Below are 13379 nucleotides of genomic sequence, written 5' to 3' on the forward strand. Positions count from 1 at the left end.
CATGCTGGTTTGGTCCCGCTCCGGTCGCCTCGTTCTGTGGCTCCTCTTCGCGCTGATCTTCGGTGTGCTGTTCCTGGCGCCGCTTGCGGTCATTCTCCTGTCCAGCCTTGCCGGCCAGTGGAACGGGGTGCTGCCGAGCAGCCTGACGACGGAACACTACAGCGACGTCTTGCATGGCGCGGCCGGCGATGCGGTCAAGGCGAGCCTTCTCACCGGTTTTGCAGCCAGCGCGCTGGCGCTGGTCAGCGGCACCTGGGCGGCGCTGTCGCTGCGGGTCCAGGGGCATGCGCTGCGGCGCCTGCTGGGCCTGTTGTTCTTCGTCCCCAGCGCCGTGCCTTCGGTCTCCGTCGGCCTTGGCCTGCTGGTCGCCTTCAGCCATCCGCCGCTGCTGCTCAACGGTACGATCGCGATCGTCATGATCGCGCATTTCGTGCTGATATCGGCCTTCACCTTCGGCAATGTGTCGGCCGGACTGGCGCGGCTCTCGCCCGACTTCGAGCAGGTGGCATCGAGCCTCGGCGCGCGGCCGGCCTACCGCCTCTGGCACGTCACCTTGCCTCTGCTCGCACCCTATCTGGTCGCAGCGTTCGGGCTCAGCTTCGCACTGTCGATGGGTGAACTCGGCGCCACCGTGATGGTCTATCCGCCGGGTTGGGTGACGCTGCCGGTGTCGATCTTCAGCCTCACCGACCGAGGCGACATCTTTGCGGGAGCAGCGCTCACCATGATCCTGGTGGTGGCGACCCTGGCGCTGCTGCTCGGTCTGGAGCGCATCACCGCCCGCGCCACGGGATCGTAGCGCTGCCTCAGCCGGGTTTGCGTTCGACGATGTAGATGTGATCCGCGGCCAACACAACTTCGTCGCGCTGGTTGATCACCTCGCAGCGTTCGATGACCCGGCCCGCGGCCGGCCGCTTCGGATCGTCCTGCTTGGCTGCGATGGTGGTGCGCGTGCGGATCGTGTCGCCGATGAACACCGGCTTGATGAAACGCAGCCGATCATAGCCATAGGAGAAGGCAACGGGATTGACGACGCTTGCCGTCAGTCCGATGCCGACCGAGAACACCAGCGTGCCGTGCGCGATGCGCTGCCCGAACGGCGTTGTCTTCATGAACTCGGCGTCCATATGGTGCGGGAAGAAATCGCCTGTGTGGCCGGCATGGACAATGAAGTCGGTCTCGGTAATGGTGCGGCCGCTGGTCAGCCGCGAAGAGCCGATCTCGTAGTCCTCGAAATAGGTGATCTGTTCCATGTCCCGCCTATGGCTTTTCGGCCAGCGGCGTCGCCGGCGCCGCACTCGATTTATAGGCGGCTTCCACCAGCGCCATGGTGTTCCAGGCGTCCTCGACCGAACTGACCAATTCGTCGTCTTCGCCCGCGGCAAAGCGCTGCACATTTGCCATGCGTCCGACGAAAGCGTCGGGGAACCATTCACCGGCGAGCGGCACACTGATCCAGTCCGTTCCGCCTCTTGGATAGATTTCCAGGACGTCGGGTTCGCCGCGCGGATAGTCGAGATTGAGGCCGAGCTTGAGATAGGCGGCCCCTTCGGTGCCGCAGATGCGAAACTCGCAAGCCTGGTGCCGGCGGCCGAACTTGTGGTCGTGGTTGATCGACAGTGCGCAGCGAACCGTGTCTCCATAGTCGAGAATGGCGCTAGTGCGAGTCTGCGCCACCTCGTGGTTGGGATGGCCAAGCGTCTTGGCGTGGACGCCCTTGGGGTCGCCGAGCAGTTGCCGGATCAGGTCTAGATAGTGGATCGAATGCATGGCGATCTCGACACGCGGCGCCTTGAGCAGGAATTCCCACAGTTCCCAAGGTGTCGCCAGCGCCAGCCAGGCGTCGAAGTCGACGATCTCGCCGAGCCAGCCCCTGGCGATGGCGTCCTTGAGGCCCAGCATCATCGGCGCGAAGCGCAGCTGGAAATTCACGGCTGCCTTGAGTTTTCTGGCGCGGCAGATTTCGAGGATTTCGGTTGCCTCGCCGAGGTAGTTGCCCATCGGCTTCTGGATCAGCGCGACCGAACCGTCGGGCAGAGCCTTCAGGATCTCGGCGTGCCGTCCTGGCGGCGTCGCCAGATCGAAGATCGCATCCTTGACGGCCGCCGCTTCCTCGACGGAGTGGAAGGCCGTCACATTCCATTTCTCGGCCAGGGCCTTCGCCTTGGCCTGGTCCGGATCATAAAGGCCGGTAATCGGGAACCCCGCTTTTCGGTAGGCGGGAAAATGGGCATCGCCGACAATCGAACCTGCGCCAAAGGTGACGATCGGCCGGGGCTTTGTAGGCTTAGGCCAGGACTGGATGAGTGAGGCAGGGTCGAAACCGCCTTCAGTCATGATGGAAGACCTCGTCCATCGAAGCCCACCATTCGCCCTCCTTGCGGGTCGCCAGCGGCTCCTGGCAAGGCATGCAGAGGGCCCACCATTCCTGTGTTTTCGGGTCTGCCGCCATCTTGGCCATGTCGGCGGCATAGTCGGTGCCGTGGTATTCGAAATAGGCAAACAGCAGGTTCTCCGGCCGCTTCAGGTAGATCGAATAGTTCTCGATGTTGCAAGCCGAGATCATGGTCAGCACGTCGGGCCAGACGGCGGCATGGAGGCGCACATATTCCTCGACCTTTTCCGGCTTCAGTCCCAGAACCATTCCCATCCGCTGCATGTTCGTTCCCCTATTTCGTGATCGCCGTGGTGAATTCGGCGATGCTCATGGCCTTGACCGCGTCCCAGTCCCAATCGATGCCGATGCCGGGCTCCTCGGGTGCCAGAGCGTGCCCATCCTCGATGCGCATGCGCTTGCCGGTCAACTGGTCAAGCTGCGGAATGTACTCGACATACCGGCCGTTCTGAACAGCGCAGGTGAGGCTGACATGCAATTCCATCAGGAAATGCGGACAGACCGGGATGTCGAAGGCCTCCGCCGCATGCGCCACCTTTAGCCAGGGCGTGATACCGCCAATGCGACCGACATCGACTTGCACGATCGAAGAGGCGCCTTTCTGCATGTATTCGCGGAAATGCCTGATGGAATAGAGCGACTCGCCGATGGCAATCGGCGTCTGCGTCGAATTCGACAGCCTGACATGGCCATCGATGTCGTCGGCCGGCAGCGGCTCCTCGATCCAGGCGAGATCGAGTTCACGCAGCCTCGCTGCGCGGCGGATCGCTTCGTCGACGGAGAATCCCTGATTGGCGTCGGTCATGATCTCGTAGCCGTCGCCCACCGCCTTGCGCACCGCCGCCAGCCGCGCCAGATCTTCCGATCCGTGCGGTTTGCCGATCTTCACCTTCGAGCCGCGAAATCCCTTGGCCTTCGCGGCCAGCGCGTCATCGACCAGCGCCTGCGTCTCGATGTGCAGCCAGCCGCCCTCCGTCGTGTAGAGCGGGCAGCGGTCCTTGGCGCCGCCCGCCAGCTTCCACAGAGGCAGCCCCTGCTTCTTCGCCCGCAGGTCCCAAAGCGCGGTGTCGATCGCCGCGATCGCGATGGCCGTGATCGCGCCGATCGTGGTGGCGTGTGTGGCGAATTCGAGATCGTGCCAGATCGCCTCGATCATGTCGGGGTCGCGGCCGATCAGGCGCGGCGCCAGATGGTCGGACAAGAGCCGCATCACGGACGAGCCGCCGGTGCCGATCGTGTAGCTGTAGCCGGTGCCGACGGCGCCGTCGGAATCGGTGATCGTGACGAGAGGCGTTTCCTGGCTGACGAAACTCTGGATCGCGTCCGTGCGCTTGACCTTCGGCACAAGGTCCACCATCCGCAGTTCTATCTTTTCGATCGTGGCCATGTCGTCAGCTCCGCAATGACTTTCCCGTGTCGGCGGCAAACAGGTGCGCCTGCGACAGGTCGAGGTTCATGGCCACCCGCTCGCCCGATCTCAAAGCTCTTGGGTTCAGCATGCGCGAAACCCAGTCTGCGCCATTGAACTCGACGAACACCAGCGTCTCGTTGCCGAGTGGTTCGGTGACCGTGATCGGCAATTCGATCTGGTGGACGTCTGCGGCACCACCGGAACTGATACCATGGCCGGTCGGGTAGATGTCGTCGGGCCGCAACCCGAACACCACCTTGTTACCCTTGGCGACATTGGCTTTGAATTGGCTAGGCAATGGCAGCTTTTCGCCGCTGGCGAAAACCAGCTGGCCGTCATCGATCGTCGCCTCGTGCAGGTTCATCGGCGGCGAGCCGATGAAGCCCGCGACGAACCGCGTCGCCGGCCGTCGGAACACCTCGTCTGGGGTGCCGACCTGTTCGATATGGCCGTCGCGCATGATGACGATGCGGTCGGCAAGCGTCATCGCCTCGACCTGGTCATGGGTGACATAGATCACCGTCGACCGCACCTTGGCGTGCAGCTTCTTGATTTCGGTCCGCATCTGCGTGCGCAGTTTGGCGTCGAGATTTGAAAGCGGCTCGTCGAACAGGAACACGTCGGGATCGCGTACGATGGCGCGGCCCATGGCGACGCGCTGGCGCTGGCCGCCGGAAAGTTGCGACGGGCGACGGTCGAGCAGCGTGTCGAGGCCGAGGATGGCCGAGGCTTCGGCGACGCGGCGCTCCATATCCTCCTTGGCGGCCCCGGCAATCTTCAGGGAGAAGCCGAGGTTCTCGCGCACCGTCATGTGGGGATAAAGCGCGTAGGACTGGAACACCATCGAGATGTTGCGCGAACGCGGCGGCAAATCGTTGACGACGCGGCCGCCGATCTCGATCGAGCCGGCGCTGATCTCTTCCAGCCCTGCGATCATCCTGAGCGTCGTCGACTTGCCGCAGCCGGAGGGGCCGACCAGCGCGATGAATTCGCGGTCCGCGATGTCGAGGTCGATGCCGTGCACGATCCCGACATTGCCGTAGCGCTTGGTCAGCTTTTGGAGGGAAACCGTTGCCATGGGATCAGCCTTTCACCGCGCCGGAGGTCAAGCCGCCGACAAGGTGTTTCTGGACGATGTAGGTGAGGGTGAGCGCCGGGATGATCATCACCACGGCGAGCGCGCACATGCCGCGCCAGTCGATGGTGAATTCGGCCGTGTAGTCGAGCAGGCCGACCGGCAGCGTCTTGGCGCTGACCGAGCGGGTAAGCTGCGAGGCCAGCGCGAACTCGTTCCAGCAGGTCAGGAAAGCAAAGATCGCGGCGGAGGCGATGCCGGGCCCGGCAAGCGGGAACTCGACCTGCCAGAAGGCCTGCCAGCGGGTGCAGCCGTCGATCTGGGCGGCTTCCGCGAGGTCCTTCGGCACCTGGCGGAAGAAGCCGTCGATCAGCCAGATGGTGAACGGCACGTTGAGCGCGACATAGGCCAGGATCAGTCCGAAATGCGTGTCGATGATGCCGAGCCTGACATAAAGGAAGAACAGCGGCAGCGAGAGCGCGATGCCCGGCACCGTGCGCGTCAGCATCAGGCCGAGGAAGACGCCCGACTTGCCGCGGAAACGGTAGCGCGCGAAGGCATAGCCGCCGGCCATGCCGATGGCCACCGCGATCATCGTCGAGGTCACCGAGATGATCAGCGAGTTGCGGAAATATTCTATGACCGGGATGCCGCCCTTGCCGATCCCTGAGAACATCGCGACATAGGCGTCGAACGAGATCTGCTGCGGGATCCACACCGGCGGCTTGGCCATGATCTCCACCGTCGGCCGCAGCGACGAAAGCACGATCCACAGGCCGGGCAGGCAGATGGTCAGCATCGCCAGGAACAGGCCGATGCGATAGGCGATGCCCAGCAGCCGGCGCTTGAGGCGGGCGGAAGAATTCTCGTCCATCACCACTCCGCGCCGATCTGCGTGCGCGCCGCGGCGAGCTTGTTGAAGAAGTAGACGGTGAAGGCGATCGACAGCAGGATCGAGAAATAGGCCATGGCGTTGGCCATGCCCATCCGCCCGTCGCTGTAAGCGGTGCGCGCCACCAGCGTCCACAACAGCTCGGTGCGGCCGGCCGGCCCGCCATCGGTCATGATCTTGACGATGTCGTAGGCGCGCGCGACGTCGAGCGAACGGATGGTCATGGCGATGTAGGCGAAAGGCATGACGAACGGCCAGGTCACATAGCGGAATGTCTGCCACGGCGTGCAGCCGTCGACGCGCGCCGCCTCGATGGGCTCCTTGGGCATGGCGAGCAGCCCGGCGAGGATCAGGATGGCGAAGATCGCCGTCGACGACCAGATCTCGGCGATCGAGATGGCGATGAAGGCGAGATGGCCTTCGATCAGCCACGGAATGGCATCCCTGGTGATGCCGAGCGATTGCAGGGCGTTGTTCACCAGGCCGATATTGTCGTTGAACATGAACTTGAACTGGAAGCCGACGAGGATCGGCGAGAACATCATCGGAAACATCATCAGCGTGCGCAGGATGCGCTGGCCGCGCGTCGCCTTTTCGACCAGCATGGCGAGGCCGAGGCCCAGCAGCATTTCGAGATTGAGCGCGATGGTCAGCAACAGAACCGTGCGGCCGAACGCCCACCAGAAACCGGCGTTCGCCAGGATCGAGAGATAATTGCGGAAGCCGACAAAGACGAAGAACGTTTCGGGCTTGGTCAGGCGGAAAGGCGTGAAGCTGGAATAGAGCGACAAAAGCAACGGCACCACGACGACCGCCGCCAGCACGATGATCGCCGGAAGCAGCAGCAGGAATGGCGCGGATGGCTTGAAGCCCTTCATTGGGACCCTGTGAGTTGCATTCGATTGCCGCCTGTCGAGCCGGGCGGGGCAGGCATCGTCATCGTGGGAACACCCGAGGCAGTGCGCGCCTTAAGACGCGAGCGCCTCCCCCATGACTGATGGGGGAGGCGGTCTTGGGAGCGGTTCTACAGCTTGCCGGCGTCTTCGAGAATTTGCGTCGCCTTGGCGGCGGCTTCGTCGAGCGCCTGCTTGGACGTCTTGTCGCCGAGGATCGCCGCCTGCAATTCGGGATAGACGGCGTTCGAGATCTCGATCCATTCAGGCGTCTGCGGCACCGCGAAGGCGTGCTTGGCTTCTTCCTGGAAGGCGGAGAGGACCTCCTTCTTGTAAGGATCGTTTTCGGCCTGCTTCAGGTCCCAGTCCCAGACCGCGGTGCGGGTCGGCAGCGGGCCCGCGGCGGCTTCCAGCTTCTGGCTGTCCTCATTGGTGAGCCACCACACCAGCGATGCCGCGGCCTTCTTGTTCGGGCAGGTCTCGGTCACCGAGAAGCCATGGAAGCCAGACCAGCCGGTGCGCTTGCCGGACGAGCCTTTCGGCGCGACCTTGACGCCGACATTGCCGGCGACCTTCGACGACTTCGGATCGTTGAAGAAACCGGCCCAGCCCGGCCAGTCCAAGTTGATGGCGACGGTGCCGGAGGCAAAACCCTGGCCGAGATCGTCCCAGAGATAATTGGTGGTTCCGGCCGGCACGGCCTTGGCCTTGTAGAGGTTGACGAACCAGTCGAGCGCTCGCACGCCGGCTTCGGAGTTGAAGACCGGCTTGCCGTCCTTGTCGAGATACTCGCCGCCCTCGGCCACCACCATCTCGTAGAAGCGGCCGTTGATCGCCTCTTCCTTGCCGGCGAACTGCGTACCGTAGAAATTCGGCGGGTTGGCGAAGAACTCGGCCTGGTCCGTGACCTCTTTCCAGGTGTCCGGCGGCACCAGATCATAGCCGTATTTCGCCTTGAACTTGGCCTTGTTGTCGGCGTTCTCGTAGAGGCTCTTCTGGTAGTAGAGGGCAGAGACGTCGAACTGCGCGCGCGGCAGCATCTCCAGCTTGCCATCTATGGTCGCCGCCTTGATCGCCGATGGCACGAAGGCGTCGATCTCTTCCTTGGGCAGCAATTTGCTGAGGTCGGTATAAAGGCCGGTATACTGCGGCGCGAAGGAGGAATGGTTCCAGCCGACGCACCAGTTGGTGCTGCCCGAGGCGATGTCGGACTTCAACTCCTTGTCGATGTCGAAGCCGTTCTTCTTGGTCAGGATGTTGACCTTGGCGCCGGTCGCCTTCTCCCATTCGGGGATGCGCTCGTAGAGCTTTTCATATTGCTGGCCGCCGATCAGCTTCACGTCGACGGTGACGCCTTCGAACTTGCCGGGCAGGTCGCCGGCAAGGGCTGCGCCTGCGCCTGACGCGAGCAACAAAGCGCCGGCGCACACGCCGGAAAGCAGTCTGTTCATTGGTATCCTCCCTGGGGTGCGCCTTAGCGGCGACCGCAACTCGTCTGATGACAAGAAGCGCTACATTCATATACAAACAAAACATTCATGGAAACGTCAAGGCGAAATTTGTTTCCGCCGGCTGCGTTCCTGCGTATATGAAGAATCGATTTTACTGGAGGGAAGGTCTATGGATGACAGCGAAGACGAGCGGTATCGCGCGCCGGCGCTCGACAAGGGGCTCGACATCCTGGAACTGCTGGCCGGCGTCGACGGCGGCCTGACGCAGGCGGAAATCGCCAAGAAGCTCGACCGCAGCCCCAACGAGTTCTACCGCATGCTGGACCGGCTGGTGCGGCGCGGCTATGTCACGCGGCTCGACGGTGACCGGTATTCACTGACGCTCAAGCTGTTCGGCCTGGCGCAACTGCACGCGCCGGTGCGGCGGCTGGTTTCCTATGCGACGCCGTTGATGCGGGAGCTGGCGGAGACGTCGCAGCAGGCCAACCAACTCGTTGTTTTTGATCGCGGTTCCGCCGTGGTCATCGGCCAGCAGGAGGCGCCGAACTACTGGGGCATCTCGATCCGGGTCGGCGCCCACATCAGCCTGTTCGACACCGGTTCGGGACATGTGCTGCTCGCTTTCCGTTCGCAGGAGGAGCGCCAGATGATGATCTCCGAACATGTCCGCAGCACCGACAATACGGCGCAGCCGCCCGAGTTCTTTGCCCGTCTCGACCAGATCAGGGAACGGGGATATGAGATGATGGCCTCGATGCAGACTGCCGGCGTCTACAATCTGTCGGCACCGGTGCGCGGCTCCGACGGCAAGGCGATCGCGGCGCTTTCGATTCCTTACATCACCGTCGTCAACGCACCGTCCGCGCCGGACATGACCCGCACCATCGAACTGCTGCTGGCCACATGTGAAAAGCTGTCGCGTCTGGCCGGGTCGGCCGTCGGTTCATCGGCGTAATTCTTATTTGAATGAAGAATTCCTCCGTGAGATGATGTGAAAGATACGGGAGGAGCCCTGCCATGATCATCGACACCCACCTGCACCTCATCGACCGCTCGGCCTTGCGCTACCCGTGGCTTGCCGGCGTGCCCGCTCTCAACCGCGACTTCTCCTATGAGGAGTACGGCGTGGAAGCTCAACGTGTCGGCGTCGAGCGTGTGCTGCATATGGAGGTCGATGTCGACCCCGCCGATATCGAGGCCGAGACCGAACGTGTCGAAGGCCTGTCGAGACAGGCCGGCAGCATGCTGGCCGGGGCGATCGCCGCCTGCCGTCCGGAAGAGGCCAATTTTGCGGCCTATCTCGAGCGCCAGCGAGCAAAGCCGTTCGTCAAGGGTTTTCGCCGCGTCCTCCACGTCATGCCCGATGAACTCTCGGAAGGCGCGCTATTCCGGGACAGCATCCGGCGGCTCGGCGGCACCGGGCTCACCTTCGATCTCGTCGTGCTACCGCATCAGATTCCCAAGGCGATCGCGCTCGCCGATCTGGCGCCCGACGTCCAGTTCGTGCTCGACCATTGCGGCGTCCCCGACATCAAGGGCAATGGCGAGCATCCGTGGCGCGAACACATGAGCGAAATCGCGCGGCGTCCCAACGTCGTGGCCAAGATTTCCGGCGTCGTCGCCTATGCGGATCCCGGCAGTTGGACGGTCGAGACGCTGCGGCCCTATGTCGAACACACGATCGGTTCGTTCGGATGGGATCGTGTTGTCTGGGGCAGCGATTGGCCGGTCTGCACGCTGGGTGGCGGTCTCTCGACCTGGGTGGCGACGACCCATGCGCTGCTTGCCGGTTGCAGTGTTGCGGAACGCGACAGGCTCTTGTCGGCGAACGCCCGCAAGCTCTGGCGGCTTTAACCGGCTCCGCTTGGGGTTCTTCAGATCGTCGCCGAAACGTGCCGTTCGCGCCCGTAGAGCGAAACCAGCAGCACGATGATGAAGCCGAGTGCTGCCTGCACCGCCGAGGGCTGGAATCCGAGCCCGATCAGCAGCGTGTTGATCTCGGTCAGCACCAGCACGCCGGCGATAGTGCCGAGATAGCTGCCGCGCCCGCCGACCAGCGCGGCGCCGCCGACGACCACGGCCGCGATGGTCTGGAACAGGTAGGGCTGCCCGACATCGCCATAGGCCGAGCCGGTGAAGCCGAGCAGCAGCACGCCCGCCACCGCGGCGAAGAAGGCGCTTGCCGCATAGGTGATCACCCACATGCGGACGGGATCGATCAGCGCCAGAGGCGCGGCACCCGGATTGCTGCCGAGTGCGTAGAGCCGGCGCCCATAGGGCGTCCGCTCCAGCACCAGGACGACGAGCGCCACCAGCACGACAAGGCAGGGCACCAGCCATGGAACCGGCAGTGGCCCGGCCGATCCGCCGATCGACACGAAGCTCGAAACCGCTTGCGGCGCGGAGCCTGAAGGGAAGCCCGCGGTCCATAAAAGCACCAGCCCTTGCACGACCATGCCGATGCCGAGCGTGACGATGAGCGGCTGGATGTCGAGGCTGCGCGCGATCAGCCCGTTCAGGCCACCGATAAGGATCGCCAGCACGCCGACGAGGCCGCAGACGAGGACAAAATTCCAGCCATCGCCGTAGAGTTGCGCGGCCACGACATTGGCAAAGCCGATGACGAAGGGGATCGACAGGTCGATGCCGCCCATGATGACGACCAGCGTCTGCCCGATCGTGGCGACGGCGAGCAGCGAGGCAAGCACCAGCATGGCGCGCACCGCAAACGGGCTGGAGTAGCCCGGAATGAGGATGGTGCCGGCAAGATGCAGAAGGGCGGCAACACAGAAGGCGCCGACGACACGGGCATTGGTTGTCGCGAATAGATTTCGGCCAGCCATGTCAGCGCCTCCCGATGGCAAAGCGTTCCTGCAGCGCGGTCAGCATCACCGCCAGCACCAGTATGGCGCCGTAGGCGATCTGCAGCACGAAGGTCGAGACGTTGAACGTCGTCAGCACGCTTTGCAGCAGGAAGATGTCGACAGCGCCGATCGCGGCACCCGCGACGCCACCACGGCCGCCGGCAAGGCTGACACCGCCGAGCGCCACGGCGGCGATGGCGATCAGCGTGTAGGTCGGGCCGATGTTGGGATCGGCCGACCCGATCAGCGCAGTCAGCATCAGTCCGGCGCAGCCGCCCAGGATGCCGGTCATGACATAGGCGATGAAGCGCACGAGCGTGACGTCGACGCCGGCCGTATAGGCGGCGCGATCGTCGCTGCCGACCGCCATCAGCTGGTCGTAATAAGGGCTGCGCCGCACCAGCCACCAGAAAAGGAACATCAAGGCGAGCGGCAGAAGCGAGAGTGGGCCCGCCAGGGCTTTCAGCCAGGCCGGCGCCGGGCCGATCGGCGCCGGCAGGATGGTCAGCGTCACCCCCGTCAGGATCAGATAGGTGCCGAGCGTGGCCACGATCGGCTGGATGCGCACGATGGTCGCCAGAAACCCGTTCGCCGCCCCGACCAGCGCACCGATGAGCAGCGCCGCCGGAACAAGCGCCAGCGGCGAGGATATTCCGGCGCGCAGAAAGAGCACCTGGATCACGATGGCGTTGACGAAGCCCATCAGCGGCCCGACCGAAATATCGATGCCGCCGCGCCCGGCGAGGATCACCGGCGTCGAGGCGATGGCCGCACCGATCAGCGGCGCCGCCAGACCAACCAGCGCACCCCAGGAGCCCGGCTGGAACCGTGCCGGGCTCAGCATCAGATTGATCGCCAGCAGGGCGATCAGCAGTACGACGGCGAAGCCGACGCTTCGGCCGAGGGACAGGATGCGTGCGAAGGGTCTCATGCCGCGCGTCCGAACATGGCTGCGATCACGTTCCCGGTGGTCATCGCCTGGCCGGCGATTTCCGCCACGACTTCATTTTCGCGGAACACCAGCACGCGATGGCAGAGAAGAAGGATCTCCTCGATCTCGCTGGACAGGATGACGAGCCCCATGCCGTCGGAAGCCAGCCCGCGAAAGACGTCGTAGAGAACATGCCGGGTCGCCACGTCGACGCCGCGCGTCGGGTCGTTGAGAAGCAACATTGCGGGGTCCAGCGCCAGGGCCCGCGCCAACAGCACCTTCTGCTGGTTGCCGCCGGACAGGGTGGTGATCGGCGCGTCGGGCCGAGGCGCCGATATCGACAGCCTTTCGCGATAGGCCTCGTAGCGCGCCTTGCGCGCCGCCGGGCTGATCAGGCCGAGGCGGGTATCGCGAGACAGCGTCGAGACGGCGAAATTGTCGAGCACCGATTGCGTCGGGAAAATGCCTTTGGCACGCCCGCGCGGAAGATAGGCGATGCCGCTCGATACGGCCTTGCGGAAGCCGGTGATGGCGCGGGATGCGCCGGGCAGATCGAGGGTTATCGAACCGCCAAGCGGCGCGACTAGGCCGGCGAGCATCTCGAGGAAAAGCTCCTGGCCGTGGCCATCCAGGCCGGCGAGCCCAACGATCTCGCCGGCGGCGACCGCCTGCATGATCGGGCTGGCGTCCGGTGCGATGACGAGGTCGCGGATAGTGAGGGCGGCGCGATCAGCCATGCGCCAGCTCCGCGGCGGTGCGTGGCGCCATCGCCTTGAGAAGCTCCGCCGGCGTCGAAGCGCCGCGCTCCTCGGTGCGCACCACGCTGCCGCCGCGCAGGATCGAGATGCGATCCGAAAGCGACGTCACCTCATCCATGCGGTGGGTGATGAACAGGATCAGGCAGCCTTCGCCGGCAAGCGTGCGCATCAGCGAAAAAACGGACTCGCGGTCGGCGAAGTCGAGTGCTGCGGTCACTTCGTCGAGGATCAGGATCTTTGGATCGCGCACGACCGCACGAGCAAGAACGACGAGTTGCTGTGCTGCGAGCGGCAACTGCCCGGCGGGCATGTCGAGCGGAACGTTGGTGACGGCGAAACGTTTGAGGGCGGCGGCTGCCCTGTCGCGCCGCTCGTTGCGGGGAACCGCGCGCCGGACCAGGCCGTCGAGGCCAAGCAGGATATTGTCGGTCACGCTGCGGTCCGGCGCGATCAGCACTTCCTGGAAGACCGTGGCGAAGCCTTGCGCCTGGAAGGCCGAGGGGGTTCCGCCCGAAAACGGCCTGCCTTGCAGCAGGACCGTGCCGCTGTCGGGCTGAACGATGCCGGACAGCAGCTTGACCATGGTGCTCTTGCCCGAACCATTCTCGCCCAGGATGGTGTGGATGGTTCCTGCCCGGAACGCGATCGAGGCGTCCGCAAGCGCGACCGTCTCGCCATAGCGTTTGGATATGTTTCTGATTTCAAGCAT

The 13379-nt window shown here is 64.1% G+C and carries 15 protein-coding genes; 3 read left to right on the forward strand and 12 right to left on the reverse strand.

Annotation, left to right across the window (positions count from 1 at the left end):
- The first annotated feature begins 1 nt into the window (after nucleotide 1).
- The gene (locus FJ949_RS17210; RefSeq protein ID WP_140497599.1) at nucleotides 2-799 is read left to right on the forward strand and encodes an ABC transporter permease subunit; all 798 of its coding nucleotides are present in this window, start codon (nucleotides 2-4) and stop codon (nucleotides 797-799) included.
- Between the two features lie 7 nt (nucleotides 800-806).
- Here the strand turns inward: FJ949_RS17210 and FJ949_RS17215 are convergent, their stop codons facing one another.
- The 8 genes from FJ949_RS17215 to FJ949_RS17250 all read right to left on the reverse strand — a co-directional run bounded on the left by FJ949_RS17215 (nucleotide 807) and on the right by FJ949_RS17250 (nucleotide 8117).
- Entirely contained in the window at nucleotides 807-1253 is a 447-nt protein-coding gene (locus FJ949_RS17215) for a MaoC/PaaZ C-terminal domain-containing protein (protein WP_140497601.1), read from the reverse strand.
- 7 nt (nucleotides 1254-1260) lie between these two features.
- Nucleotides 1261-2337: a Gfo/Idh/MocA family oxidoreductase gene (locus FJ949_RS17220; protein WP_140497603.1), complete on the reverse strand. Its 1077-nt coding sequence runs from the start codon at nucleotides 2335-2337 to the stop codon at nucleotides 1261-1263.
- Nucleotides 2330-2659, reverse strand: coding sequence for an L-rhamnose mutarotase (locus tag FJ949_RS17225; RefSeq protein WP_140497605.1), 330 nt, complete (start codon nucleotides 2657-2659; stop codon nucleotides 2330-2332). Before FJ949_RS17225 ends, FJ949_RS17220 begins: the two co-directional genes overlap by 8 nt.
- A 10-nt stretch (nucleotides 2660-2669) precedes the next feature.
- Nucleotides 2670-3782, reverse strand: coding sequence for a mandelate racemase/muconate lactonizing enzyme family protein (locus FJ949_RS17230; protein ID WP_140497607.1), 1113 nt, complete (start codon nucleotides 3780-3782; stop codon nucleotides 2670-2672).
- 4 nt (nucleotides 3783-3786) lie between these two features.
- Nucleotides 3787-4884, reverse strand: coding sequence for a sn-glycerol-3-phosphate ABC transporter ATP-binding protein UgpC (gene ugpC / locus FJ949_RS17235; protein WP_140497609.1), 1098 nt, complete (start codon nucleotides 4882-4884; stop codon nucleotides 3787-3789).
- Nucleotides 4885-4888: 4 nt separating this feature from the next.
- Complete coding sequence (locus FJ949_RS17240) at nucleotides 4889-5755, reverse strand: carbohydrate ABC transporter permease (RefSeq protein ID WP_140497611.1); 867 nt, start codon at nucleotides 5753-5755, stop codon at nucleotides 4889-4891.
- On the reverse strand, nucleotides 5755-6651 hold the full coding sequence (locus tag FJ949_RS17245; protein WP_140497613.1) for a sugar ABC transporter permease: 897 nt from the start codon (nucleotides 6649-6651) through the stop codon (nucleotides 5755-5757). The genes FJ949_RS17240 and FJ949_RS17245 overlap by 1 nt, the downstream gene beginning before the upstream one ends.
- A gap of 146 nt (nucleotides 6652-6797) precedes the next feature.
- Nucleotides 6798-8117, reverse strand: coding sequence for a sugar ABC transporter substrate-binding protein (locus FJ949_RS17250; RefSeq protein ID WP_140497615.1), 1320 nt, complete (start codon nucleotides 8115-8117; stop codon nucleotides 6798-6800).
- Between the two features lie 169 nt (nucleotides 8118-8286).
- Between FJ949_RS17250 and FJ949_RS17255 the strand changes: the two genes are divergently transcribed.
- Nucleotides 8287-9072, forward strand: coding sequence for an IclR family transcriptional regulator (locus FJ949_RS17255; protein WP_140497617.1), 786 nt, complete (start codon nucleotides 8287-8289; stop codon nucleotides 9070-9072).
- 62 nt (nucleotides 9073-9134) lie between these two features.
- Nucleotides 9135-9971 carry an amidohydrolase gene (locus FJ949_RS17260; protein WP_140497619.1) on the forward strand — a complete coding sequence of 279 codons (837 nt, stop codon included), beginning with the start codon at nucleotides 9135-9137 and terminating at the stop codon, nucleotides 9969-9971.
- Nucleotides 9972-9991: 20 nt separating this feature from the next.
- Here the strand turns inward: FJ949_RS17260 and FJ949_RS17265 are convergent, their stop codons facing one another.
- From FJ949_RS17265 to FJ949_RS17280, 4 genes are read right to left on the reverse strand one after another with little or no spacing between them, the layout of a single operon-like run.
- Nucleotides 9992-10960: an ABC transporter permease gene (locus tag FJ949_RS17265; RefSeq protein WP_140497621.1), complete on the reverse strand. Its 969-nt coding sequence runs from the start codon at nucleotides 10958-10960 to the stop codon at nucleotides 9992-9994.
- A gap of 1 nt (nucleotide 10961) precedes the next feature.
- Nucleotides 10962-11912, reverse strand: coding sequence for an ABC transporter permease (locus tag FJ949_RS17270; protein ID WP_140497623.1), 951 nt, complete (start codon nucleotides 11910-11912; stop codon nucleotides 10962-10964).
- Nucleotides 11909-12649 (reverse strand): ATP-binding cassette domain-containing protein, encoded by a 741-nt coding sequence (locus FJ949_RS17275; RefSeq protein WP_140497625.1) that lies wholly within the window; start codon nucleotides 12647-12649, stop codon nucleotides 11909-11911. The genes FJ949_RS17270 and FJ949_RS17275 overlap by 4 nt, the downstream gene beginning before the upstream one ends.
- On the reverse strand, nucleotides 12642-13379 hold the full coding sequence (locus tag FJ949_RS17280) for an ATP-binding cassette domain-containing protein (protein ID WP_140497628.1): 738 nt from the start codon (nucleotides 13377-13379) through the stop codon (nucleotides 12642-12644). Before FJ949_RS17280 ends, FJ949_RS17275 begins: the two co-directional genes overlap by 8 nt.

This window comes from Mesorhizobium sp. B2-4-1, from assembly GCF_006442185.1.
GTDB lineage: Bacteria > Pseudomonadota > Alphaproteobacteria > Rhizobiales > Rhizobiaceae > Mesorhizobium.

Bases quoted from the DNA above. Each gene is read 5' to 3' on its own strand.
- FJ949_RS17280 (WP_140497628.1), bottom strand. From the start codon at position 13,379: ATGCTTGAAATCAGAAACATATCCAAACGCTATGGCGAGACGGTCGCG.
- FJ949_RS17265 (WP_140497621.1), bottom strand. From the start codon at position 10,960: ATGGCTGGCCGAAATCTATTCGCGACAACCAATGCCCGTGTCGTCGGC.
- FJ949_RS17250 (WP_140497615.1), bottom strand. From the start codon at position 8,117: ATGAACAGACTGCTTTCCGGCGTGTGCGCCGGCGCTTTGTTGCTCGCG.
- ugpC (WP_140497609.1), bottom strand. From the start codon at position 4,884: ATGGCAACGGTTTCCCTCCAAAAGCTGACCAAGCGCTACGGCAATGTC.
- FJ949_RS17240 (WP_140497611.1), bottom strand. From the start codon at position 5,755: ATGGACGAGAATTCTTCCGCCCGCCTCAAGCGCCGGCTGCTGGGCATC.
- FJ949_RS17230 (WP_140497607.1), bottom strand. From the start codon at position 3,782: ATGGCCACGATCGAAAAGATAGAACTGCGGATGGTGGACCTTGTGCCG.
- FJ949_RS17270 (WP_140497623.1), bottom strand. From the start codon at position 11,912: ATGAGACCCTTCGCACGCATCCTGTCCCTCGGCCGAAGCGTCGGCTTC.
- FJ949_RS17220 (WP_140497603.1), bottom strand. From the start codon at position 2,337: ATGACTGAAGGCGGTTTCGACCCTGCCTCACTCATCCAGTCCTGGCCT.
- FJ949_RS17225 (WP_140497605.1), bottom strand. From the start codon at position 2,659: ATGCAGCGGATGGGAATGGTTCTGGGACTGAAGCCGGAAAAGGTCGAG.
- FJ949_RS17215 (WP_140497601.1), bottom strand. From the start codon at position 1,253: ATGGAACAGATCACCTATTTCGAGGACTACGAGATCGGCTCTTCGCGG.
- FJ949_RS17255 (WP_140497617.1), top strand. From the start codon at position 8,287: ATGGATGACAGCGAAGACGAGCGGTATCGCGCGCCGGCGCTCGACAAG.
- FJ949_RS17275 (WP_140497625.1), bottom strand. From the start codon at position 12,649: ATGGCTGATCGCGCCGCCCTCACTATCCGCGACCTCGTCATCGCACCG.
- FJ949_RS17210 (WP_140497599.1), top strand. From the start codon at position 2: ATGCTGGTTTGGTCCCGCTCCGGTCGCCTCGTTCTGTGGCTCCTCTTC.
- FJ949_RS17260 (WP_140497619.1), top strand. From the start codon at position 9,135: ATGATCATCGACACCCACCTGCACCTCATCGACCGCTCGGCCTTGCGC.
- FJ949_RS17245 (WP_140497613.1), bottom strand. From the start codon at position 6,651: ATGAAGGGCTTCAAGCCATCCGCGCCATTCCTGCTGCTGCTTCCGGCG.